This window comes from Salinivibrio sp. ES.052 (genome assembly GCF_900141775.1).
Lineage (GTDB): Bacteria > Pseudomonadota > Gammaproteobacteria > Enterobacterales > Vibrionaceae > Salinivibrio.
This window is the reverse complement of the sequence record NZ_FSRI01000001.1, coordinates 987963-1010669: the sequence shown is the minus strand read 5'-3', so window position 1 is coordinate 1010669 and position 22707 is coordinate 987963. Positions and strand designations below refer to the sequence as shown.

20 protein-coding genes and 1 pseudogene are annotated in these 22707 nt (G+C 48.3%); 9 read left to right on the top strand and 12 right to left on the bottom strand.

What is annotated here, in order from left to right; translation table 11 throughout:
- Window positions 1-19: 19 nt before the first annotated feature.
- Together btuC and btuD are read left to right on the top strand one after the other, a co-directional pair.
- Window positions 20-1003 carry a vitamin B12 ABC transporter permease BtuC gene (gene btuC, locus BUQ98_RS04620; RefSeq protein WP_074212710.1) on the top strand — a complete coding sequence of 328 codons (984 nt, stop codon included), beginning with the start codon at window positions 20-22 and terminating at the stop codon, window positions 1001-1003.
- A complete protein-coding gene (gene btuD / locus BUQ98_RS04615; RefSeq protein ID WP_083605197.1) occupies window positions 1003-1776 on the top strand; it encodes a vitamin B12 ABC transporter ATP-binding protein BtuD in 774 nt (257 codons plus the stop codon). The genes btuC and btuD overlap by 1 nt, the downstream gene beginning before the upstream one ends.
- Here the strand turns inward: btuD and BUQ98_RS04610 are convergent.
- Window positions 1773-2240: a tellurite resistance TerB family protein gene (locus tag BUQ98_RS04610; protein WP_074212709.1), complete on the bottom strand. Its 468-nt coding sequence runs from the start codon at window positions 2238-2240 to the stop codon at window positions 1773-1775. The genes btuD and BUQ98_RS04610 overlap by 4 nt on opposite strands.
- Before the next feature lie 282 nt (window positions 2241-2522).
- On the opposite strand from BUQ98_RS04610, the gene hrpA reads away from it, so the two are divergent.
- From hrpA to BUQ98_RS04595, 3 genes are all read left to right on the top strand, one after another.
- Window positions 2523-6359, top strand: a complete 3837-nt coding sequence (hrpA, locus tag BUQ98_RS04605; RefSeq protein WP_254813910.1) for an ATP-dependent RNA helicase HrpA — start codon at window positions 2523-2525, stop codon at window positions 6357-6359.
- A 181-nt stretch (window positions 6360-6540) separates the two neighbouring features.
- Window positions 6541-7182, top strand: coding sequence for a murein L,D-transpeptidase catalytic domain family protein (locus tag BUQ98_RS04600; RefSeq protein WP_074212707.1), 642 nt, complete (start codon window positions 6541-6543; stop codon window positions 7180-7182).
- A gap of 169 nt (window positions 7183-7351) precedes the next feature.
- Complete coding sequence (locus BUQ98_RS04595) at window positions 7352-8209, top strand: DNA ligase (RefSeq protein WP_074212706.1); 858 nt, start codon at window positions 7352-7354, stop codon at window positions 8207-8209.
- A gap of 109 nt (window positions 8210-8318) precedes the next feature.
- Here BUQ98_RS04595 and dld read toward each other — a convergent pair whose 3' ends face one another.
- Together dld and BUQ98_RS04585 are read right to left on the bottom strand one after the other, a co-directional pair.
- Complete coding sequence (dld, locus tag BUQ98_RS04590; protein ID WP_074212705.1) at window positions 8319-10070, bottom strand: D-lactate dehydrogenase; 1752 nt, start codon at window positions 10068-10070, stop codon at window positions 8319-8321.
- A 140-nt stretch (window positions 10071-10210) separates the two neighbouring features.
- Window positions 10211-10534: pseudogene (locus tag BUQ98_RS04585) on the bottom strand (L-lactate permease); the annotation flags it as partial.
- 2 nt (window positions 10535-10536) lie between these two features.
- On the opposite strand from BUQ98_RS04585, the gene BUQ98_RS04580 reads away from it, so the two are divergent.
- A complete protein-coding gene (locus BUQ98_RS04580; RefSeq protein WP_074212704.1) occupies window positions 10537-11439 on the top strand; it encodes a LysR family transcriptional regulator in 903 nt (300 codons plus the stop codon).
- Between the two features lie 9 nt (window positions 11440-11448).
- Here the strand turns inward: BUQ98_RS04580 and BUQ98_RS04575 are convergent, their stop codons facing one another.
- Window positions 11449-12273: an HDOD domain-containing protein gene (locus BUQ98_RS04575; protein WP_074212703.1), complete on the bottom strand. Its 825-nt coding sequence runs from the start codon at window positions 12271-12273 to the stop codon at window positions 11449-11451.
- 79 nt (window positions 12274-12352) lie between these two features.
- Window positions 12353-13060, bottom strand: a complete 708-nt coding sequence (locus BUQ98_RS04570; RefSeq protein WP_074212702.1) for a DUF3581 family protein — start codon at window positions 13058-13060, stop codon at window positions 12353-12355.
- A gap of 189 nt (window positions 13061-13249) precedes the next feature.
- Between BUQ98_RS04570 and cobB the strand changes: the two genes are divergently transcribed.
- Complete coding sequence (gene cobB / locus BUQ98_RS04565) at window positions 13250-13966, top strand: Sir2 family NAD+-dependent deacetylase (RefSeq protein WP_074212701.1); 717 nt, start codon at window positions 13250-13252, stop codon at window positions 13964-13966.
- A 50-nt stretch (window positions 13967-14016) separates the two neighbouring features.
- On the opposite strand, the gene BUQ98_RS04560 is transcribed toward cobB, so the two are convergent.
- From BUQ98_RS04560 to potA, 4 genes are all read right to left on the bottom strand, one after another.
- The gene (locus tag BUQ98_RS04560; RefSeq protein WP_074212700.1) at window positions 14017-15060 is read right to left on the bottom strand and encodes an extracellular solute-binding protein; all 1044 of its coding nucleotides are present in this window, start codon (window positions 15058-15060) and stop codon (window positions 14017-14019) included.
- 65 nt (window positions 15061-15125) lie between these two features.
- Window positions 15126-15896, bottom strand: a complete 771-nt coding sequence (gene potC / locus BUQ98_RS04555; protein ID WP_074212699.1) for a spermidine/putrescine ABC transporter permease PotC — start codon at window positions 15894-15896, stop codon at window positions 15126-15128.
- The gene (potB, locus tag BUQ98_RS04550) at window positions 15893-16747 is read right to left on the bottom strand and encodes a spermidine/putrescine ABC transporter permease PotB (protein ID WP_074212698.1); all 855 of its coding nucleotides are present in this window, start codon (window positions 16745-16747) and stop codon (window positions 15893-15895) included. Before potB ends, potC begins: the two co-directional genes overlap by 4 nt.
- Window positions 16734-17849, bottom strand: a complete 1116-nt coding sequence (gene potA / locus BUQ98_RS04545; protein WP_074212697.1) for a spermidine/putrescine ABC transporter ATP-binding protein PotA — start codon at window positions 17847-17849, stop codon at window positions 16734-16736. The genes potB and potA overlap by 14 nt, the downstream gene beginning before the upstream one ends.
- 261 nt (window positions 17850-18110) lie before the next feature.
- Here potA and BUQ98_RS04540 point away from each other — a divergent pair, with 261 nt between their 5' ends.
- Together BUQ98_RS04540 and BUQ98_RS04535 are read left to right on the top strand one after the other, a co-directional pair.
- Window positions 18111-18938, top strand: a complete 828-nt coding sequence (locus tag BUQ98_RS04540) for a DUF2189 domain-containing protein (RefSeq protein WP_074212696.1) — start codon at window positions 18111-18113, stop codon at window positions 18936-18938.
- A 28-nt stretch (window positions 18939-18966) separates the two neighbouring features.
- Window positions 18967-19617, top strand: a complete 651-nt coding sequence (locus tag BUQ98_RS04535; protein WP_074213580.1) for a DUF2987 domain-containing protein — start codon at window positions 18967-18969, stop codon at window positions 19615-19617.
- A 111-nt stretch (window positions 19618-19728) separates the two neighbouring features.
- Here BUQ98_RS04535 and ttcA read toward each other — a convergent pair whose 3' ends face one another.
- The 3 genes from ttcA to BUQ98_RS04520 all read right to left on the bottom strand — a co-directional run bounded on the left by ttcA (window position 19729) and on the right by BUQ98_RS04520 (window position 22649).
- A complete protein-coding gene (gene ttcA, locus BUQ98_RS04530; RefSeq protein ID WP_074212695.1) occupies window positions 19729-20658 on the bottom strand; it encodes a tRNA 2-thiocytidine(32) synthetase TtcA in 930 nt (309 codons plus the stop codon).
- Between the two features lie 146 nt (window positions 20659-20804).
- The gene (gene uspE / locus BUQ98_RS04525) at window positions 20805-21752 is read right to left on the bottom strand and encodes a universal stress protein UspE (protein ID WP_074212694.1); all 948 of its coding nucleotides are present in this window, start codon (window positions 21750-21752) and stop codon (window positions 20805-20807) included.
- A 147-nt stretch (window positions 21753-21899) separates the two neighbouring features.
- On the bottom strand, window positions 21900-22649 hold the full coding sequence (locus BUQ98_RS04520; RefSeq protein WP_074212693.1) for an FNR family transcription factor: 750 nt from the start codon (window positions 22647-22649) through the stop codon (window positions 21900-21902).
- Between the last annotated feature and the right edge of the window lie 58 nt (window positions 22650-22707).

Sequence of the window (22707 nt, the reverse complement as noted above, 5' to 3'; positions counted from 1 at the left end):
TTGGCCTAATGGATCACACATGCGAGTGTCAGAACTCACCGCCCGCCAACAAAGCCGTTGGCGGCGCGCATTACTTATTTTTTCCTGTTTATTGTTTTTGGCAAGTGGTGCTGCACTGAGTGTGGGTGAGCTATGGATTAATCCATTTTCACCTCGCTCGCCATTAGAGCAACAGCTACTGATCCAGCTTCGGCTTCCAAGAGTGCTCGCAGGTTTAATGATTGGTGCCTCACTGGCGATGGCCGGTGCGAGTTTGCAGGTATTACTGGGAAACCCTCTGGCTGAACCGGGTGTACTTGGTATATCGGGGGGCGCAAGTATCGCTGTAGTTTTACTGTTACTTCTCGCGCCAGCTTGGGCGTCAAGTGGGAACATGGCGATCGCTGCGATGTTAGGTGCCAGCCTATTTACTTTGGTTTTAGTATTATTAGCACGACGAGCATTAGCGACGTCGCGCATCTTATTGGTTGGGGTGGCGTTGAGTATACTGGCTGGGTCGGGGGTGACACTGGCTTTCTATTTCAGTACCGATTTCAATCTACGACAATTAATGGTTTGGTTGATGGGATCGCTATCAGGCATGCGTCTAGAGCATGCAGCGTTACTGTCGATAACGTTGCCTTGTATCGGGATATTATGGCGTTACGGACAAAAACTTGATCAGCTTATGCTCGGCGACCAGCAAGCGCAGCAACTGGGGCTTGATACGCATCAGCTTCGTTGGCAGTTGATTGTGCTGATCAGCGTCCTGGTTGGTGTGTCGGTTGCGACCGCGGGGGTGATTGGCTTTATTGGTTTGATCGTGCCTCACTATCTGCGCGTGTGGTTAGGGAGCCGTAATCGCTATTTGTTACCGATGTCAGCGTTGGCTGGTGCCTTGTTACTGGTCTGCGCGGATACCGTTGGACGGCTAATTATACCATCGGCCGAGCTTCCCGTAGGCGTGGTGACCAGTGTGATTGGCGCTCCCTTGTTTATTTGGATGCTAGTGAGGGCGAGATAATGATCGTGAACGCGCAAGATTTAGGCTTGTCACCACGCCTTTTGCCGATGTCGTTGGCGGTCGAAGCAGGGCAGGTGGTTCACCTAATTGGGCCGAATGGGAGTGGAAAAAGCACATTACTTCAGCTTCTCTCAGGACTGGAAACGGCGGAGACGGGCTATGTGTCAATGAATGGCCAGGTTATCGCGGGTCAAACACGGCATGCCTTGGCTCAGATCCGGGGCTATTTAACGCAACATCAGCGCCCTGCGTTTGTAATGGCGGTTTTTGAATACCTCAATCTCGTTCTCGACAGTTTACAACTACCTAGCGGTGACTGCCGCGATAATACGGTGACAGAGGTGTCAGCCCGTTTGGCGATAACCGACAAGCTCCATCGGCGAATAGATAGCTTATCGGGAGGAGAATGGCAACGTGTTCGGTTAGCAGGCGCGTTGTTACACGTGTCTCCTTGGCTGAACCCTAATGCTTGCTTACTGTTATTGGACGAACCAGCTACAGGGCTGGATGTGGCTCAGCAGGAAATTATTTACCAAGAAATCCGCACGATGGCCACCGAGCATGGGATTGCGATTATAATGGCAAATCATGATCTTAACCGTACATTGGCGCATGCTGATACAGTGTTATTGCTCAAACAGGGCCGCCTCGTTGCAACCGGGCGACCGAGTGAGGTTCTCACTGACCAACGGCTTTCAGACGTGTTCGCCACCCCGCTTGAACAGGTGCCCACCCCTAATGGTCCCGTGATTATGCGCGCTTCATCGGCCTAATCACCACGTTCGTCGTCATCAATGACATTGAGTTTGGCACGAATAAATTCAGCATGATCGACATAGAGCAGCTCGGCCGTTTTTCGAACAACCGCTTCTTCTAATGGATCAATGTTCTCATCGGCATACGCGACTGACCACATCGCCTCGATTAATGCTATCCGGGTTTGTGGGTCAAGGTCGCGCAGTTTATCCGTGTATTCATACAGTGAGGTCGCATGCTCGCTGTGTTGTCTGGCCTCCTCGAGCAACTGTTCGGCTTGTGTCACGTCGAGTGATAGCAACTGGCAAATACGATTGCGCTTCGTTGTTCTCTCTCGCTCGTCGATATCGTGATCGGCCATCGCCACTTCACTGAGTAGCCCCGCCATCGCTTGATGAAGGGATAGCCCTGATTGGTTACCGTGTTGACCGGCTTCGGCGGTGAGGGCGGATTCGAGTTTTCTAAAAAGCTGTTTTAGCATGGCTGCTCTCCCAAACTGCGGGGGTTTATTGGCCGTCATTATGCGTTTATACGCAACGAACGGCCAATGCGTTTACTTTATCGCCGCCACGTTGGTGGTTAGCGCGTAGCTGGCGCGGCTTTGATTCTTTTTACTTTGTGATAGGATGCGACACCAATCAACCTTATTTATCGGCTGTGACACTGATAAACGCCTTAAAAGATTAAGCAGTAAGCAGGAATCGCCTTGAGTTCACGTCATCACAACACGCCAGAGACACTGTTTGCAGCACTAAACGATTGTATGCTGCAAGACCGTTTTCGTTTTAAAAAGCGCATCCACGGCGCGCAAAAAATCAAAAAAGACGACGCCAAACAGGCCGTTTACGACCAAATCGCCGCGGAGATGGCGCACAGTATGCAGCGCGTGTTATCACGACAAGCCAACACGCCGACGGTGAGCTACCCCGAATCGCTACCGGTAAGTCAGAAAAAAGACGATATCGCCGAGGCGATCGCTAATCACCAAGTGGTGATCATCGCGGGTGAAACCGGTTCTGGAAAAACCACTCAGATACCTAAAATCTGTATGGATCTTGGGCTGGGTGTTGCCGGCACCATTGGTCATACTCAGCCGCGTCGTTTGGCGGCACGCTCGGTCGCCTCACGGATTGCCGAAGAGCTTGAGGTCGAACTGGGTGGCAGCGTGGGTTATAAAGTCCGCTTTAACGACAAAGTCTCGGATACCACCCAAGTGAAGCTAATGACGGATGGGATCTTGCTGGCTGAAATCCAGCATGATCGTTACCTCAATCAGTACGATTGCATCATTATCGATGAAGCCCACGAGCGCAGCCTAAACATCGATTTTATTCTCGGCTATTTGCGCGAGCTGTTGCCCAAGCGCCCTGATCTCAAAGTCATTATTACCTCGGCGACCATCGACCCAGAGCGCTTTTCCAAGCACTTCAACAATGCACCTATGATAGAGGTCTCAGGTCGAACTTATCCTGTTGATGTACGTTATCGCCCATTGGTGGAAGACGATGACAGCGACCGCGATCAGCTGGAAGCGATCAGCGATGCGGTGGACGAGCTGTGCCTTGAAGGGCCCGGCGATATCCTGATCTTTATGAATGGTGAACGTGAAATTCGTGACACCGCTGATCATTTGCAGCGCCGTCAACTGCGAGATACCGACATCTTACCCTTGTATGCTCGGCTTTCTGCCAGCGAGCAAAACCGTGTTTTCCAATCCCACTCGGGACGACGGATTGTGCTGGCGACCAACGTGGCGGAAACCTCATTGACCGTGCCAGGGATCAAGTATGTGATTGACCCAGGGACGGCGCGCATTTCTCGTTATAGCTACCGTACCAAGGTGCAGCGGTTGCCGATTGAGCCTATTTCACAAGCCAGTGCCAACCAGCGTAAAGGCCGTTGTGGCCGTGTGTCAGAAGGTATTTGTGTTCGCCTTTACAGCGAAGAGGACTTTTTAGGTCGACCGGAATTTACCGACCCAGAAATTCTTCGTACCAATCTGGCCTCGGTGATCCTGCAAATGACGGCGATAGGACTGGGCGATATCCAAGCTTTCCCGTTTGTTCAACCGCCAGACAGCCGCCATATTAAAGATGGTGTGCGTTTGCTTGAAGAGCTGGGCGCGGTTAAGCCAGGACAAGCCACCGATAAACGTAAACTGACCGCTATTGGTAAAACCTTGGCGAAATTGCCGATTGACCCCCGTCTGGCCCGCATGGTAATCGAAGCACCCAAGCAGGGTGCGCTAAATGAAGTGATGGTGATTGCTGCGGCATTGGCGATACAAGATCCACGCGAGCGCCCAGCGGATAAGCAGCAACAAGCAGATGAAAAGCATCGTCGCTTTGCCGATAAAGAATCGGACTTTTTGGCCTATGTAAACCTTTGGGATTACGTTAAAGAGCAGCAGAAAGCGCTATCGAACAATCAGTTCCGTAAACAGTGTAAAAAAGACTTTCTTAATTATCTTCGTGTGCGGGAGTGGCAAGACGTCCATTACCAGATCACCCAGGTGATGAAAGAGCAGAATGCGCAATTTAACCAAGAGCCGGCAAGTTATCAGCCCGTCCATATGTCGCTGCTCGCTGGCTTATTAAGCCATATCGGTTTAAAAGACCAAGAAAAGAATGAATATCAGGGCGCGCGGAATGCACGATTCCATATTTTCCCTGGCTCTGGGCTTTTTAAAAAGCAGCCGAAATGGGTGATGGTGGCCGAGCTGGTTGAAACCTCCAAACTGTGGGGGCGGATTGTCGCGCGTATCCAACCGGAATGGGTGGAGCCGTTAGCGCAGCACTTGATTAAGCGCAGCTACAGTGAGCCGCATTGGTCACGCAAGCAAGCGGCGGTGATGGCCAGCGAGAAGGTTACCTTATACGGTATTCCAATTGTTGCCAGCCGTAATGTTAACTATGGCGCGATTGATCCTGTGCTCAGCCGTGAGCTGTTTATTCGTTCGGCTTTAGTCGAGGGCGACTGGCACACCAAGCATGCCTTTTTCCGTCAAAACCAAAAGCTGCTGGCGGAAGTGGAAGAGCTTGAGCTTAAATCTCGCCGGCGCGATATTTTGGCAGACGACGATACCTTGTTCGACTTTTACGATCAGCGTCTCGATCACAGCGTGGTCAGCGGTCGTCACTTTGATGCGTGGTGGAAAAAGGCACGTCAAGACAATCCCGACCTGCTCAACTTTGAAAAAGCCATGCTGTTGCAAGGCGACGCCAGCCATGTCACTGAGCTGGATTACCCCAATTTTTGGCATCAAGGCAACTTGAAACTCAAGTTGAGCTACCAATTTGAGCCGGGCCAAGACCACGATGGGGTGACCGTGCATATCCCGTTGCCGATCCTCAATCAAGTGTCAGAGGACGGTTTTGATTGGCATGTCCCCGGACTGCGTCACGAGCTGATTGTGGCATTGATTAAGTCCTTACCTAAACCATTACGGCGTAACTTTGTTCCAGCGCCAAACTATGCCGATGCGATTTTACAGCGGGTGACGCCGATGGACGCGCCGCTGCTAGATAGCGTGGAAAAAGCACTTAAGCAGATGTCGGGGGTGACCATTGAGCGTGAAAGCTGGAACTTCAGCCAGCTCCCTGAGCATTTACGTATCCAGTTCCGCGTGGTGGACGATAAAAACCAAACTTTGGCCGAAAGTGAAGATCTCAATACGCTTAAACTCTCGCTGAAAGAAAAAGTACAAGCGACGTTATCGGATGTGGCGGATGATGATCTTGAGCAGCAAGGGATCACCCAATGGACATTTGGCGAACTGCCGAAACGCTATCAGCAAAAGCGCAGTGGATTTGAAGTCAAAGCCTACCCAGCATTGGTCGATGAAAAAGACAGTGTTGCGATTCGTCTTTTCGAAACCGAAGACCAGCAACAAAAAGCGATGCAAGCGGGTCAACGTCGGCTTATCTTGCTCAATGTGCCATCGCCGATTAAATACTTACATGCGCACTTACCCAACAAGTCCAAATTGGGGCTCTACTTTAATCCATACGGTCGGGTGTTGGATTTGATTGATGACTGTATCGCCTGTGGAATCGACAAGCTTATCGAGCAGCATGGTGGTTTAACCTGGGAAGCACACACGTTCGAGTCGCTGAAAGAGATGGTTCGCGCGGAGTTAGGCGATACCGTGGTCGAGATAGCGCAACAGGTCGAACAAATCTTGACGCACGCATTCAACATCAACAAAAAGCTGAAAGGCAAAGTCGATCTCTCCATGGCGTTTGCGATGTCAGATATCAAAGCACAGCTAGAAGGGCTCATTTATAAAGGCTTTGCTACTGACTCAGGCTGGCAGCGCTTGCCTGATATTCTGCGTTACATGAAAGCGATTGAGCGTCGCTTGGAAAAGCTCCCCGTGGATCCCACCCGAGATCGCAACCATATGCTCAAAATCGAGTCGGTAATGAATGAGTATAAAGGATTGCTGAACAAGCTTCCTAAAGGAAAGGCCGTACCTGATGAGGTGAAAGCGATTCGCTGGATGATTGAAGAGCTGCGCGTGAGCTACTTTGCGCAACAACTCGGCACGCCATATCCGGTATCCGATAAGCGGATAAAAAACGCTATTGCCGCGATCTAAGCACGGCAAGCTTATGCCGCTGCGGGTAAGGCGGCAGTGAGCAAATGTTGGACTTTATTTAATTTATAGAGATATCAATAGTTAATCAAAACCGTGTCATGTGGCACGGTTTTTGTTTTTGTCAATACGAACAACAAATCGCTCGGTGGTTCGTGTTGCCGTGGCAAAAAAGGAGCAAAAAATGAAACAAGCAGGTAAAGCCTCTTGGTATCGGGTCGTTTGCTATGTGTTGGCGTTAAGCATGCCAACCTCGGTATGGGCCAGTTTTAAAGATGAAGTCAGTGGTTTATATCAATCACTCAACCTCGCTGGCGAGGTGTCATATCAAGCTTTTTCTGATGCTTACCGACACTTCACCTACAATAGAAGTCGCAAACCCGTGATGACACTGATCGACTATGGTAAGCCTTCTTCTGAAAAGCGCTTTTGGGTGATCAATGTAAAAAAGCGCCGAGTGCTCTTTCGCTCATACGTATCACACGGCAAAAACAGCGGTGCCTTGTATGCTAAGCAGTTTTCTAACCAAGTCAATTCATTGCAAACGTCTTTGGGGATCTATCGCGCGGCGGAAACGTATCATGGTAAGCATGGCTATTCGCTGCGTTTGGATGGCTTGTCGAAGGGGCTAAATGATAACGCGCGCGAGCGAGCGATAGTGATCCATGGCGCGGACTATGCGCACCCTAAGGTGATCAAATACAGTGGCCAATTAGGCCGAAGCTGGGGCTGCCCGGCACTGCCTAGCTATTTGTCGTCTCAGGTGATAGATGCGATAAAAAATGGCACCTTTATCTATGCATTTGCCAGCGCCAGCCAAGCTTGATGCCGTTGATCTTGCATAAGCAATGTTTCACGAGCGATTTCACGGTATGCAATGTAACACCTGCGCCTTGTAGGCCGTGAAAGCCAATTCTCTGCAGCGAGAAAACAAAAGTGTGTTGATATTTCCTCCATCTCGATAGCGTGTGACACTCGCGACCAAGGAGGAACGCATGACACGCCTAAATCCTTTCACTCTGTGTTTATTATCGGTGTTTACGTTGTGGCCAACCAGTGACAGCCACGCTGCACCGTCTGCGCCTGCCCTGATGCATGGCACGGATGGACATATTACCGAACAAGACTACCGAGGTTATTGGGCCAGTGAAAAGCTCGATGGGGTCCGTGCTTACTGGACCGGCTCTCGGTTAGTGACGCGGCAAGGGAACCTTATTCACGCCCCTGAGACGTTTACCCAATCACTGCCGCGCACACCTTTAGACGGTGAGTTATGGGCGGGAAGAGGCGAATTTCAAACCGTGTTGCGCACTGTGCTTGATGATACCCCGGATGAAAACATGTGGCAGCGCATTCGCTTTTATGCCTTTGATGTGCCCGACCATCCTGGCCAGTTTTCGGAGCGTTACGCCGCCCTAAAACAGGTTGTAGCTGAAACGGCGTCGCCTTACTTAGCGTATGTCATACAAACCCCTGTCGAGAATAATCGTGCACTCGAGGCTCGGCTGGCGTCGATCAATGATGCGGGGGGAGAGGGGATGATGCTGCATCATCCTGATAGTGTGTATGTAAGCCATCGGGTAGAAAGCCTGATTAAATTGAAAACCTATCAAGAGAAAGACGTGGTTGTGGTAGGGGTAAACCCTGGGAAGGGACGATTGCAAGGCTTGATGGGCTCATTGGTGGTACGCCTTGCCGATGGCACCGAGTTTAGCGTGGGATCTGGCTTTAGTGATGCGCAGCGGGCTGATCCGCCACAGGTTGGGAGTACTATCTTGGTGCGCCATAACGGTGTCACCCAAAAGGGCATTCCGCGCTTTGCGCGTTTTATTCGCGAGAAGCCGTCCATATAATGAAACCACCGCCAACGGAGAGTGACACTCACCGTTGGCGGTGCCGCTCCCCGTTAACGATTAGCGCTCACGAATGCGCCTGAGTGACGGAAAAGGAGGAAGCACCTGTCTATTGGCGCAATTGATGGTCCAAGCACTGACAATCTACGCTGTGCTTTTTCTTCCCAGTTTTGCCGATCCCTGGGTTAAAGCTATTGGTTGGATCGAGTTGGTGGTAAAAGTTCGCGAGGTCGGGCTCTGCCGCATACAAGTGTCCGACATTGTGCTCTGCTGGGTATTTCGCGCCTCGTGTTTCCAATAGCGCCAACATCTTGGCTTTGATCGCTCCTACGTCGGCGCCTTTTCTTACCACGTAGTCTTGATGAAACACGTGACAGAAGAAATGCCCGTAATAGAGTTTTGCTACCATCTCTTTTTCAATGTCGTCAGGAAGGTGCTCTTCCCATTCCGTTTCATTCCGTTTCAGGGCGATATCGAGCGCAAGAATGTCTTCACTGTCCCGAGTATGCATGGTGTGGTAACGAATGGCGGCGCCGGCGGCAGCAAAACGATGTAACATCGCCTTTTTAGCTTCGTCCTCATCACAGACAAAATAATCACTATCAGAGTGCTCGGCAAAGAAGCGATTAAGAAAGGCGGATGTCTCTTCAATCCCATCATCTGATGCTTTAAAAATTAGGTGGTGTTCAAACCGGTCACGAAACGCAAGCATCCGTTGCGGTAAATGCTGCGGGAACAATTGGCTGGCAGACTGCATCACTTTGTCGGGTAGGGACTTAGGCAGCAATGGTACTTTGTCTAACCAGGCCGTGATCTGTGCTTTCAGCGCAAACATTTTTGGTATCGAATCGGTCCCCAGGCGTCCAATGGCCAGAAACACGTCTTTGCCGTAACGCTCTGCGATATTAAACGCATCGCGATGTATGTATTCAGCCACTTCGGGCAAATGAGACAGCTCAGATAACACTTGGCGGCGTAGGGTATTGAATACATCTGGGTTGTTAGTGCCAAGGTAAAAAACTTGCTCGCGTGCGGGGATAGGATAAGTATCTAATCGAACCGCAAACACGGCAAGCTTCCCTGCGCACCCGCTGACTTCATGCAAACGATGCTTGTCTGCGTTGTAACGTGCGGGACTGTTTGCATCCACATCACGCAAGATTTGTTCGTAGTCATGCGCCGACGCTTTACGATCATCAAAGGTCACATCATCTGGACGATAATCACCACGCTCGACGCGGGAAAGAATGGTTTCAGGGTCGTCACCCAGAGCAATCCCCAAATGATTCACGAGGACTAGCTCCCCTTGTTCGGTCAGTTGTGCAAATAGCGAATACTCGGTATAGGCCGGGCCTCGCTTGACCAGCGCGCCACCTGAGTTATTGGCGACGCCACCGACAATGGATGCGCCAATGCAGGATGAACCGATCACCGAGTGTGGCGCACGATTGAGCGGCCGTAGTGTTTGCTCTAAATGGTGGAGTGTCGTGCCAGGAAAACTCACGACCTGTTTACCATTATCAATCAATTGTAAACCGTCTAATCGAGTGGTGTTGATGATCACGACATCTCGATCATAATCATCCCCTTTGGGCGTTGAGCCCTCGGTTAATCCAGTATTGGCGGCTTGCATGATCATGACCACATCGGCGTTTACACAGGCTTGTAGTAAGCGCCACTGCATCACCAACGACGTTGGAAAGATAACTGCAAGTGCTGGCCCGCCGCCAGAGCGAAAGCCGGTACGATAGTGTTGAGTATGGCTTTTATCTGTGAGTAGGTTGTCTTCGCCCACGATGTCCGTCAAGGTCGAGAGAAATGCTTGTTGTTGGGGTGACGACAAACGTGATGGGGTATTCATAAGCGTTCCTTTCCTTTATTTTTTACAAAGGCTGGGGTCAGCCTGGCTGGCCCGCTTGTGGTGAGAAAGGCCGAGATAAGCTCGGCCTGATCGTTGTAGATTACGCCCCGGAGAGGACATCGGCAAATTGCAATACATTGATTAACACCAAGCCAATAACCGCCGTGGCACCAGGCAATAATGATTGCCTGAATACGTCTGTCATCGGAGATGGTGGTAAAGCCATTTCAAATCACAGTGATCGCGCCTGTGTGCTTTAACGTGTTAAGCAAAAGGATGGTACCAAACACGATCCAAAGTACGGCGGCAGTAATGATCAAGCCTTGTGCGATGGAGGCAGAGACACGAGCGGCGCTCATTTGCCACTGGAATAGTGCGATCAAGACTGTCATGATAAAGGCGACGAGCATCGCCTTTTTAGCGGGCCAGTTTAAACCTACCAGTAAAATGGCAGCAACCACGATATATGCTTAAAACAGATGATCTTATCCTTTTTGCTCAAGTGGCCGAATGTGGTTCATTTAGCAAGGTGGCAGAAATAAATTCCCTGACAAACTCCGTAGTTAGCAAGCGGATAAAAAAGCTTGAGGAAGGCTTAGGTATTCAGCTTTTATACCGAACCACGCGTAAACTGACGCTGACCGATGCGGGACGGACCTTGTACCAAGGTGCAAAAACTGTGAAGCAAGCCGCTGATGAGGCCTTTGATGCCGTGGCCGGGCTTGGAGAGTCCATCACAGGGAAAATAAAGATTTCAGTACCGACAATATCGGGAGAGCTATTGTTGGCAGAGGCTGTGGCCGAGTTTTGTGGTCAGTATCCTGGACTGAACATTGAGATGTCTTTAAACAATCGCTTTGTGGATTTGATTGACGAAAGCTTCGACTTAGTTATTCGCACCGGGTATCTAGAAGACTCTAGTTTAATTGCTCGCCATATTCTCGACTCTCAATGGGTTGTCTGCGCAGCCCCGAGTTATATTGCTCGTCACGGGCGGCCACAGCAACCTATTGAGCTTAAACAGCACAATTGCCTACAGTATGCCTACCAAACCACCGGAGCGAGTGATTGGGAGTTTAAAGGAGAGCAGAAAAATCAAGTCATTAAAGTAGCGGGAAACCTTTCAACGGATAACCCGATTGCGTTGCGTCAAGGGGCGTTAACGGGGCATGGCATTGCATATGTTCCGCGCTGCTTGGTGTATCATGATCTGATAAAAGGCGACCTGATTGATTTGTTTCCAGATCAAGTAGGTAAAAGGTTGGGGATTTATGCCGTCTACCCGTTTACTCGCCAGCCGCCGAAGAAAGTTCGCCTACTCATTGAGCATATTCGCCAAAAATATTTAGCCATTCAGCATTGTTTTTAACGTTATTTTTTACTTAAGCATACGGGCCATTTCACGCCCAGATCCAATGATTTCATCGACGCTCGCGACGACGCTGTTAGGGAGCCCGAGAATATTATATTCAAGTTGCTGATCGAGCCATTCACGTTTCGCATCCGTTGTCTCGAGATCGCCCCAAGCCGCATCAATTTTGCCCGCTAAACGAAGAATGCCGGCGAGCGAAGAAAATTGCTCGTCATGGACGGGGGAAAATTGATACCGGATAGCATCAGATAAGCGTTCAGGAAAATCCCAAGACTGCGCGAGCTCTCCACCTAACTCTGCACTAGTAACACCAAGTATGAGCTTTTGAGCTTCTTGTTTTGGCTTGCCGGATTCAATGTGTTGGCTAATACGGTCCAATTTTTCAGCAGCGGTGGCCATCATTAATAACTCGCCCAGATTATGTAACATACCGGCAGTGAACGCTTCATTACCATCCATTCTTAATGAACAGGCAAGGGCCTTACTCAAGGTCGCTACTTCAAAGGTATGTTGCCAAAAAGCATCGATATCAACCTCTGCATCGATCTCAAAAGCACTCATAAGTGCACTGGATACGACCACCGTTCGTACAGGACCTAAGCCGAGGCGAACCACGGCTTCATGGATGGATCCGACGCTACGTGCTCGCCCAAAATAAGCAGAATTTGAAAGTCGCAACACGCGGGCAGAGATGACCTGGTCGTATGCTATTTTGTCTGCGATTTGATGAAGTTCAACGCCTTGGCTATTGACCAACTCAATCAATTCTTGCACGACTTTGGGGATTTTGGGCAACCGGTCGATATGCTCTACTAAGCTATTGGATTCCATAACAACGTCCTTCACTGCTGGCTCTGAATTAACTATAGATCAGAGCCAACGGTTATAGTGAAGAAAATCATTAGGTTGTTTAGGTTAGGCAATAGGCTTGCTTTCTGGCATTAAATCGGTCGACAAGATCCTGGATAGCGTCCTCACAATAGGGACGTAGACTACTCGCCACCATGGTTTTGCAACCATGACCTACACGTTTTCCGTCGACGATGAAATCAAAGGCAAGTTCTACTTTGCCGCGTTTGCCACTGACATGCATGGCAGAGTCAGAGAGGGCAACATCGGCGGAGTTTATGGATAAATCATCAAATGCGAGGCTCATTTTCTCATACATCACTAAAGGACGATCGGTGTTGATCATCATTTGTTGCTCACGCATTAGGGGTACCATGATATGAGGGAAGTTCTTACCAGAAAACTGCACATAATGTTCTGCAATTTCGGTCGCCAGTACGTGATCTCGTCGTACAGTACCTCTGCGGGTCATGGTGAGATATAGTTTTTGATTATCGTCCACCACAGTGACTTCTTCGCCTGTTTCAACGATAGATAAGGGGGTGTTGGCACTAATCATGCCGTTAAACTGGATCTCAATTTGCTCGCTTATCCCGGTTTTCGCCAATAAGATAGAGAGCAGAAGATCCCCGGGGACACAGAAACGCGACGCATCGGTGTCATGAATCGGGTTAAAGTCGCCTGCTACATGCTTGGCAAAATCACTCGCGCCTTGGCGAGTAAATATCAGTTTTCCATCCTGCTCGGTGTAATAGTTTTCTAGTTTCATAGTGACTAACAGATACGAGAAGTAAGAGGCTATTGTAACGTAAGCGGTGCCTACCATTGGTCCAGCCAGTCGTTACATCATCTATTTGTGATTGATGTCAACGACTAAGGTCTAAACCCATAGTACTTCAATGGTAAAGGCGAGGGTGTTATAAATACAGTAAGTAAAGTAACAATCAAGGACAGGCGTATGATATTCCCTTATCGATATATTGTAGTCTTGACCGGCGCAGGGATTTCAGCGGAGTCAGGTATTCGGACCTTTCGCGATCAAGATGGGCTATGGGAAGAGCATCATCTTGAAGATGTGGCAACGCCGGAAGGATTTGAGCGGAATCCCGTGTTAGTACAACAATTTTACAATGATCGTCGTCGCCAATTGCAATCTGGTGTCAGCCCAAATCCTGCTCACGAGGCGCTTGCTCGTCTTGAAAAAGAAACGGGTGCAACGGTGCTGGTGGTCACACAAAATATTGATGATCTCCATGAACGTGCGGGGACCCAAAATATTATTCACATGCATGGGGAGTTATTAAAGGCACGCTGTAGCCACTCTCAGCAAACCATTGACTGGAAAGGAGATATTTCCGATTCAGACCATTGCCATTGCTGCCAGATGCCTGCGCCTCTTCGCCCACATGTTGTTTGGTTTGGTGAAATGCCATTAGGGATGGGGAATATTCATGATGCATTAAATCAGGCCGATCTATTTGTATCGGTAGGCACATCCGGCGCGGTTTATCCTGCCGCTGGGTTTGTCCACGAGGCGGCAATGCATGGTGCGCATACCATTGAGATAAACCTAGAGCCCAGTGCGGTAGAAAGTGAATTTAATGAAAGGCGCTACGGCAAAGCCAGTACCTTGGTACCCGAGCTGGTGGATGAAATACTCGCCCTTGAGACGTAGCTCAGGAGCCTGTTGGGCTCCTGAGAGTAAAGCCTAAAGCAAAGTATGGATCAACTTCCCGCCTTTAGTCGTTGAAAGTACTCTTCGTAGAGGCGGTTAGCACGACCAACATCGTTTTGCCATTCACCTGCCTCCATGACAGATTGAGGTGGGTAAATTTGCGGATTATTTTTAAATGCGGGAGGCAACAAGGGATAAGCCGCTTTTACAGGCGTTGGATAGCCTATCTGTAAGGCTAGCTTGGCTGCATTTTCCGGACGTAGGAGAAAGTCGATCATTTTATGGGCGGCGTCGACGTTTTTAGCATTAGCAGGAATCGCTAGACTATCCATCCAAAAAATCGCCCCTTCTTCTGGCCAAACCATCTCAATGGCGGCACCTTCTTGACGTGCCATGTACGCAGAACCATTCCAGAGCATTCCCATGGTTACTTCCCCGGCTAAGAATGGATTGGCAGGAAAATCAGAGTTAAATAACAACACATTCGGCATCAGTGTCTTAAGTGATTCATACGCGGCCTTTATTTCGTCTGGATCCGTGGTGTTGGCAGAGTAACCAAGTTTACGCAGTGCGACATGAAAGACCTCTCTGGCATCATCCATCATCAGAAGTTGGCCTTGCCACTTGGGATCCCATAGATCCGACCAGCTTGATACATCCTCCGCATCCATAAAATCCGTATTTACACCAATACCGGTAGCGCCCCAGATATAGGGGACAGAGTATTGATTGCTGGGGTCAAAAGGCTTATTTAGGTTTGCTGGATCGAGCCCATCAAAATGATGTAATTGGGTTTTATCTATTTTTTGCAGCATCCCTTGTTGCCGCATTTTGGCGACGTAATACGTTGACGGCACCACAAGATCATACCCTTCAGGGTATGTTTTGAGCTTAGCATACATGGTTTCGTTAGATTCGTACGTTGAGTACATCACCTCGATCCCCGTTTCATCGGTAAATTCTTCTATCACCGAGTGAGGTATGTATTCCGACCAATTATAAAAATAGAGGATATCGTTACCGGCTGATGCGGCGTGAGAGGACAGTGATGCGCCGAACAGGGTGAGCGCAAAGAGTGAGGACCATTTGACCATGGTGAGCTCCTAGGTAACACAAACAACAGAAGGGCTGCTGACCTGTCAGCCGCCCTAGGAATGGTTTATTTTAGTCGATCTTTGGTGAGCCATTGTGAGCACATGACCAGAGCCAGCGATACCAGCAACATGATCGTGGCGAGGGCGTTCACTTCGGGTGAAACGCCGACTTTCACCATAGAATATATTTTAAGGGGTAAAATTTCATAGCTTGGGCCAGTGACAAAAGAGCTTACAATCACATCATCGAGGGACAAGGTAAAACTAAGCAGCCAACCTGCGCCGACAGCGGGAGCAGCGAGCGGGAGTATAATCTTGGTTAAAATAACCCATTCACTCGCGCCTAAATCCCTTGCGGCTTCTAGCATTTTGACATCAAACCCATTTAAGCGGCTGTATACCGTAACCACGACAAACGGTAAACAGAAGGTGATATGGGAGAGCAGCAACGTCAGAAACCCGAGCTGCGCGCCCATTAAAATGAACAACGCCAGTAATGATATTGCCATTACGATATCAGGCGACATCATCACTACAAACAGCATACCATTGACAAACTGCTTACCTCTAAAGCGGTAACGGAATAGAGCCACCGCCGTTAAACTGCCAATGATGGCGGCCGCACTGGCAGAAAAAATGGCGATGGTGAGCGAGTTGCCAGCCGCTTGCATCAGGCTATGGTTGTTAACCAGTTGCCCGTACCACTCCCAGGAAAAGCCTTTCCAACTCATCCCAAATTTGCTTTTATTGAATGAATTCACAATCAAAATCAGAATTGGGATGTATAAAAACGCATAAACCAAAGAGAGGAAGCTGCCTTTGAAAAAACGATTCACGATAGCGTCTCCTTACGGTTCATCCATTTACCGACTCGCCAGTAAGCAAAAAGCAGTAAGCCCATCAGTACAGTGAGTGAAATACTGGCCGCTGAACCAAATGGCCAATCACGCACATTGAGGATTTGGCTTTTAATGACATTCCCGATCAGTAAGTTTTTCGCCCCTCCTAACAAGTCCGATACATAGAACATGCCCAGGGCAGGGAGGATGACCAATAAACAACCGGCAATGATCCCTGGCGTCGTCAGCGGTAGGATGACACGTAAAAAACACTGCAACTTGTTCGCGCCGAGATCGCGTGCGGCTTCCAAATAACTGTTGTCCAGTTTTTCGATACTCGAATATAAGGGGAGGATCATGAACGGTAGCAATATGTACACGAGGCCAATCATGACGGCATATTCGGTATACATAATACGGACTGGGCGTTCAATGATCCCGAGCCACATCATGCTTTCATTCAACAGTCCTCGCGTGCCAAGGAAAATTTTTAACCCATACGTTCGGATTAATGAATTTGTCCAAAAGGGCACAATCACTAAAAAGAGCATCAGTGGACGCATGTTTTTGGGCATTTTGGCAATAATAAAGGCGAACGGATAACCAATGAGTAAGCAGATCAGCGTTGCCAGCGCCGCCATATAGAATGAATGCCACACTACTTTGGCATAGAGCGGATCGAGAAGCTTCGCGTAATTACTCAGCGTGAACGTCATCTCGATAAGGTTGGCGTCATCGCGGGTTAAGAAGCTCGTCACGATGATCATGAGGTTGGGCAGAAAAACAAAGACCAACAACCAGCCAACGACGAGGCCGATGATGGCAGTTTGGAGATTAAGCTTTTTCATCGGCCAATACCACCTCCCAACTTTCTACCCAGGTGAGGGCCACTTTTTGATTAAGGGAATGATCCACATCCGGGTCATCTTCATTGAAGAACTCACTCACCATGACGGTTTGTCCTGAAGGGAGTTCAAGCACTGAATCCAAGGTCATGCCTTTATAATTACGCTCGCGCACGTAGCCAACAATGCCGTTAGGCTCCGCATCATCGCTAATTTCTTCGAGACGAATATCTTCAGGACGCAATAGGACCTTGATCTGATCGCCGCACGTAACGTCCAGCTTACAAAAGACTTCACACTCACGAGATTCAATGTTGGCCCAAATGCGTTTTTCATCAATGCGTTTAATCACGGTGGCATCAAAAACATTGATTTCACCAATAAAGCGGGCCACGAACAAATTCTTAGGCTCTTCATAGATTTCTCGTGGTGAGCCATCTTGTTCGATTTCGCCTTCACGCATGACCAGAATACGGTCAGACATCGACAAGGCTTCTTCTTGATCGTGGGTGACGAATATAAAAGTAATACCGAGCTTACGCTGAAGCTGTTTTAGCTCCATTTGCATTTGTTTACGCAGTTTATAATCGAGAGCAGAGAGCGACTCATCAAGCAGCAAGACACTTGGCTTATTCACCACGGCACGTGCAATAGCAATACGCTGTTGCTGACCGCCCGATAACTGATGTGGTTTGCGTGAGGCATAGTGATCCAGTTGCACCATACGTAGTGCTTCCATCACGCGGGGGTCGATATCATGACGGTTAACGCCTTGCATACGCAGACCGAATGCCACGTTTTCATAGACAGTCATGTGCGGGAACAGGGCGTAGCTTTGAAACACTGTATTGACGTTACGTTGTTCAGCAGGAAAGTCAGTGACATCCTTACCATCAATGATTACTTGGCCGCTGTCGACATCTTCTAACCCTGCAATCAAGCGTAAGACTGTCGTTTTACCACAACCGGACGGACCGAGAATGGTGAGGAACTCACCATCATTCACCGTCAAGTCGAAGCGTGAGATGATTTCTTTGCCGTCGAAGCTTTTCGTTAATGACACGAGTTCGACAACCGGTTTGTGAGATACATTTGCGTGATTCAATGGTTCTTTCTCTCTCTACCTGGCAAGTTGTCTTGTACATAGGTACCCATAAAACAGACGGCGCATGATAGACGCGTGACAGTCTAAGTTAAAGCAGTTTTCGCTTCATTTAACCTATTAGCATACGCTTATGACAATGCGTATGCTTTAAAGCGCTCAAGCAGACAAATTAGGGTTATTTTCCCTGATTCGCCAGAATGATTTTTGGCTATGGGTGACAGTCAGATATACTGTATGCATCAGCCATGATAGATAACGATTATGAGTCAACAAGAATACGATAATGCTTTACATATTGGTGGGTCGATAGAAACCGCACTAAATGGCCGTTACCGCCTTGATCCTTTCGAGATCATCAAAGAGGCTTTCTCCCAGACCTTTAAACATTTTTGGTCTTTCTTACCTGCAACACTGGGATTATTCGCGACTCAAATTGGTATTTTAATGCTAATGCTTACCTTGTTGCTGGGCGCCCCTTCGCATTTGTTTGAGGCATTAGTAGGTCAGCGAGAGCTCACCACCGATATGATTTCATCCATTTGGTTAGCTAACTTTACCTCCGAAGTATTGATAGCTCCTTTATATGCAGGAGCCAGCTTGATGGGGCTTAGTCACGCAATAGGCTTTCGCTCCAAACCGCGACATTTGTTAAAAGGATTAGCGTTCGCGTTACCTGTCACTGTTGTAATTTGCTTATCGGCCACGCTTCAAAGTGTCGCAAGTATGATTTTTCCACTGCTTAGCCTTTATGTCGCAATGGCATTTTCAATGGCGCCGTTATTGATTTGTGAAAAGCGAGTGATGCCAATGAAAGCACTTACCGTCTCTTTCCGGGCGGTGAATAAAAAGTTATTTCAGATGGCCACCATTTATGCGGTAGTAGGTGTGCTGTTTCTCATTTCTTTTGCCACGGCTGGCTTTGCACTGGTTTGGGCGTTACCCTTCCTTTTTAACGTTAAAGGTGTGATTTACCGAGAAATGTTCGGTGTCGGTGTTGAAGTGACCGTGTCACAAAAAGAAGAGAGTAATACCACTTCTGCTTCAGAAACGTCGTCACCATCATCCGATCAGGATACGTTTGATGCCTAATGGCGTTAAGCCCGTTAGTGGAGTGTTCATGAAAAAAATAATGAGTGTGCTGGCATTGTTGGCGATGACCAGTGCCCCCGCCAGCGCTGATACGTACCGTTTTAGTTATAGTAAGCTCTTTACTCAACTTAAGCATAATACGGAGGAGGGCCACCCCGATATAGGTGTAGCATACTTTATGATATCGGCTGACTCTGGCCAAGTATGTCCCATATCGCGCGCATGGATGCGTAAAAAAGAACATTACGAGGAGTTTACGATACCGGCCTCACAGGCGTTGCCGTTGCCGCTAGATAACCAATTGCGTCAAGTGAATCCAGATGTATTTGTTGAAACGCCGTCAGAGCTAAATTGTGATATTTCATTCCAAGTCCTCGTAGATAAGCCAGTCGGAAATATCTTAACGAGTCAACAAGTCCGTGATTGGCTGCCACAAATGGATGCTATGATGGAAAACCTAGGTGGGATGTTTGCCTCTTGGTTTATGCCCAAAACGCAGGGCGTGGTGATCCATTTTGCTCCCTCTGTTGCAGGAAAAATAATCAACAGTGCAGGTCAGGACTATACCATAAAAAACCATCAAGCCATCATTGATGCTAGTGTCCTGGGGCAGGGTGCCAAACTAAGCCTCCCTGCGACACCAATAAAGGTATCGCCTTGGCTCCCCAAGAACGGTTAGTTTTAGGCGCTTGATCTCCGAGGCTATCGAGCCATATTTAGCGGAATAAAAGCAAAAAGCGCTCACTAAAACAGTGAGCGCTTTTTTTATTAGAAGATTAACGTCGCAACGTTATACATTGATATTGACGATATCGAGTGATAGATCAGGGTCCACCTCTACAACGGACTCTGAATTGGATGCTGGATCAGAAAAATTTTCTTTATCAAATGCGGTATCACCATCACCTTCATAAGCCATACCCGCGGCGACAGATTTAAAGTCGAATAGCTCGGTATCTGCAAGGTGTGAGGGAACCACGTTTTGCATGGCACGGAACATGGTCTCAATACGTCCTGGATGTCGTTTATCCCAGTCCCGTAACATGTCTTTGATCACCTGACGCTGCAAGTTAGGCTGAGAGCCGCACAGGTTACAAGGGATGATAGGGAATGCCTTCTGCTCTGAATACCGTTCGATATCTTTTTCACGGCAATATGCCAATGGCCGAATCACAACGTGCTCACGGTTATCAGATACGAGTTTAGGTGGCATCCCTTTCATTTTTCCACCGTAAAACATATTCAAGAACAAGGTTTCTAGAATGTCATCACGATGGTGGCCAAGCGCTATTTTTGTTGCACCAAGCTCTTTCGCAGTACGGTATAAGATCCCACGACGAAGGCGAGAGCACAATGAGCAGGTTGTTTTCCCTTCTGGCACTTTTTCTTTCACGATTGAGTAGGTGTCTTCTTCGACAATTTTATACTCTACGCCCAAGGTATTTAGATACTCTGGGAGAATATGTTCAGGAAAACCCGGTTGCTTTTGGTCTAAATTAACCGCGATTAATTCGAACGAAATAGGGGCGCTCTTTCGCAGACTTTGCAACATATCAAGCAAGGTGTAGCTGTCTTTTCCGCCGGAAAGACAAACCATGATTCGGTCGCCATCTTCAATCATATTAAAGTCAGCAATGGCCTGGCCTGTATTTCGGCGAATGCGCTTTTGCAGTTTATTAAACCCGTATTTTTGTGCTTTGCTCAGCTCTTGCGTGCTCATAATTACCGATCGCGTTATCGGGCAGCCTAAACGCGTTATGCTGCCAGTGTGCATGAATGGCGGGTATGATACGGATTTTGGCTATAAATGCCAGTCACGAACAGGCAGTCAGTATCACTGCCTGCCGTGTGGCTTTTAAAGGTGACCTAGTCATTCGCTCGCGGATCAAGAGGGCTAATGTATCCGTCTGGCTTAATTGCAAGGAGGTCGCAATCGAGTTGATCAATCATATGCTCAGCCGTATTACCGATAAAGACGGCAGACAACCCCGTACGTCCAGTGGTACCAAGAATCACCAGCTCTGCATCCAAATTTCGAGCGATATTTGGGATGACATCTTCTGGTAAGCCTTCTTGCACGTGGGTACGACTCTCTTCAATATGATGGCGCTGGCGTAAGGCTTTCATCGCGGTGAGATGATGACCGCGTACCGCATCCGTATAGGATGTGGGGTCGAAGTCTGGCAACTCAATCGTTATATTGACAGGGGTCGCAGGGTAAGCATTGGCCAGATGCAGCTCAGCACCCAGCATCGCACACATTACATCACCTTCATCAACTAACTTATCATTGAGCTCCGCATGGGTCTCAGTTTCTGACGCAACGTGAACTGACGCAACGATCTTTCCTTTATCGGGCCAACCGTGCTCTTTCACCAGTAACACTGAACTTGGACATTTTCGTAGCAAATGCCAGTCTGTTGGCGTGAAAATCACTGAGCCAAGGGTGTCGTGTGTATGCGTGGCTTTAACCACAAGATCATGCTGATGGCTAAGTACACGCTCGACAATAGCCTCATAAGGACGGTTATGCCAAACAACGACTTTTTCTATCTCACACTCTTGGGCGTGGTGCGATTGAATAATGTCATTCATCCATTCTTCACGCTGGTGCATGACACCTTGGCGCATCGCTTGCCGTTCATCAGACGAAAGCATGGATGTCATTTCATAGGAAAAATCGTAAATCGCGAGGAAGAGGGTTAGCTTAACCGGTGAGTCACTCCGCTGACTAAGTGTGACCGCACGCGATAACGCAGGTTGTTGTTCTTGGGAAGGATCAATGACGACGAGAAGGTTATTGTACCTGGACATATCTGCCTCCTTTACACAGATGCATCGGTTAATTTCACTTTAACGTACTTACCTAGGTAGCGCGAAAGAAATTATAAGTAGCATCGAAAAAAAGAGAAATGGCGCATTTAAGCGCCATTTGTTAACAAAATATTTACCAGGGTGTTACTATGTCAAGCATTCCTCGTCAGCCAAACGCGCCAATTCTTCTAAGTTTAACACCGTAATATACTTACCTTTGACAGCCAAAATTTCTGATTTTTGGAACCGCCCTAGGAGGCGACTAATGGTTTCAACCGTTAAGCCAAGGTAATTACCAATATCACCACGCGTCATCGTAAGTCGGAATTCGCGTGGGGAAAAACCACGTTGAGCAAAACGCTTTGAGAGGTTATATAAGAAAGCCGCTAAGCGCTCTTCCGCTGTTTTCTTCGATAAAAGTAAAATCATGTCTTGATCGCCTTTTATCTCATTACTCATAAGTCGCATGATTTGTTGACGTAGCTTAGGCATTTTGCCGGACAAATCATCTAATGTATCGTAAGGGATTTCGCAAATCATTGAAGTTTCTAATGCTTGAGCAAAGCTAGGGTGCTCATTGTCATTAATGGCATCAAAACCAACGAGGTCGCCCGCGAGGTGGAACGCCGTTATTTGCTCATCGCCTTGTTCAGTAATGGTATAAGTTTTTACCGTTCCTGAACGTATCGCATAAAGCGCTCGAAGAGTATCACCGGCTTTGAATAGCTCTTGGCCTTTCTGAATAGGTTTTTTGCGCTCAATGATGCTATCCAGTTGATCCAACTCTTGCTCATTCAACGTGAAGGGAATACACAACTGGCTAATACTGCAGTCCTGACAATGGATCGCACAGCCACCAGACTGAACCCGCCGAGTGATGATCTTATTCGACACCATACACCTGCCTAAAATTGAAAACGTCAATTAACATATTACACCATTATTATGTGCTAGG

Coding starts and splice junctions, on each gene's coding strand:
- btuC (WP_074212710.1), top strand. CDS start 20: ATGCGAGTGTCAGAACTCACCGCCCGCCAACAAAGCCGTTGGCGGCGC.
- uspE (WP_074212694.1), bottom strand. CDS start 21,752: ATGTCCAGGTACAATAACCTTCTCGTCGTCATTGATCCTTCCCAAGAA.
- BUQ98_RS04580 (WP_074212704.1), top strand. CDS start 10,537: ATGCTTAAAACAGATGATCTTATCCTTTTTGCTCAAGTGGCCGAATGT.
- BUQ98_RS04535 (WP_074213580.1), top strand. CDS start 18,967: ATGAAAAAAATAATGAGTGTGCTGGCATTGTTGGCGATGACCAGTGCC.
- cobB (WP_074212701.1), top strand. CDS start 13,250: ATGATATTCCCTTATCGATATATTGTAGTCTTGACCGGCGCAGGGATT.
- dld (WP_074212705.1), bottom strand. CDS start 10,070: ATGAATACCCCATCACGTTTGTCGTCACCCCAACAACAAGCATTTCTC.
- ttcA (WP_074212695.1), bottom strand. CDS start 20,658: ATGAGCACGCAAGAGCTGAGCAAAGCACAAAAATACGGGTTTAATAAA.
- BUQ98_RS04600 (WP_074212707.1), top strand. CDS start 6,541: ATGAAACAAGCAGGTAAAGCCTCTTGGTATCGGGTCGTTTGCTATGTG.
- potB (WP_074212698.1), bottom strand. CDS start 16,747: ATGAAAAAGCTTAATCTCCAAACTGCCATCATCGGCCTCGTCGTTGGC.
- BUQ98_RS04520 (WP_074212693.1), bottom strand. CDS start 22,649: ATGGTGTCGAATAAGATCATCACTCGGCGGGTTCAGTCTGGTGGCTGT.
- BUQ98_RS04540 (WP_074212696.1), top strand. CDS start 18,111: ATGAGTCAACAAGAATACGATAATGCTTTACATATTGGTGGGTCGATA.
- BUQ98_RS04570 (WP_074212702.1), bottom strand. CDS start 13,060: ATGAAACTAGAAAACTATTACACCGAGCAGGATGGAAAACTGATATTT.
- BUQ98_RS04610 (WP_074212709.1), bottom strand. CDS start 2,240: ATGCTAAAACAGCTTTTTAGAAAACTCGAATCCGCCCTCACCGCCGAA.
- hrpA (WP_254813910.1), top strand. CDS start 2,523: ATGCTGCAAGACCGTTTTCGTTTTAAAAAGCGCATCCACGGCGCGCAA.
- BUQ98_RS04560 (WP_074212700.1), bottom strand. CDS start 15,060: ATGGTCAAATGGTCCTCACTCTTTGCGCTCACCCTGTTCGGCGCATCA.
- BUQ98_RS04595 (WP_074212706.1), top strand. CDS start 7,352: ATGACACGCCTAAATCCTTTCACTCTGTGTTTATTATCGGTGTTTACG.
- BUQ98_RS04575 (WP_074212703.1), bottom strand. CDS start 12,273: ATGGAATCCAATAGCTTAGTAGAGCATATCGACCGGTTGCCCAAAATC.
- btuD (WP_083605197.1), top strand. CDS start 1,003: ATGATCGTGAACGCGCAAGATTTAGGCTTGTCACCACGCCTTTTGCCG.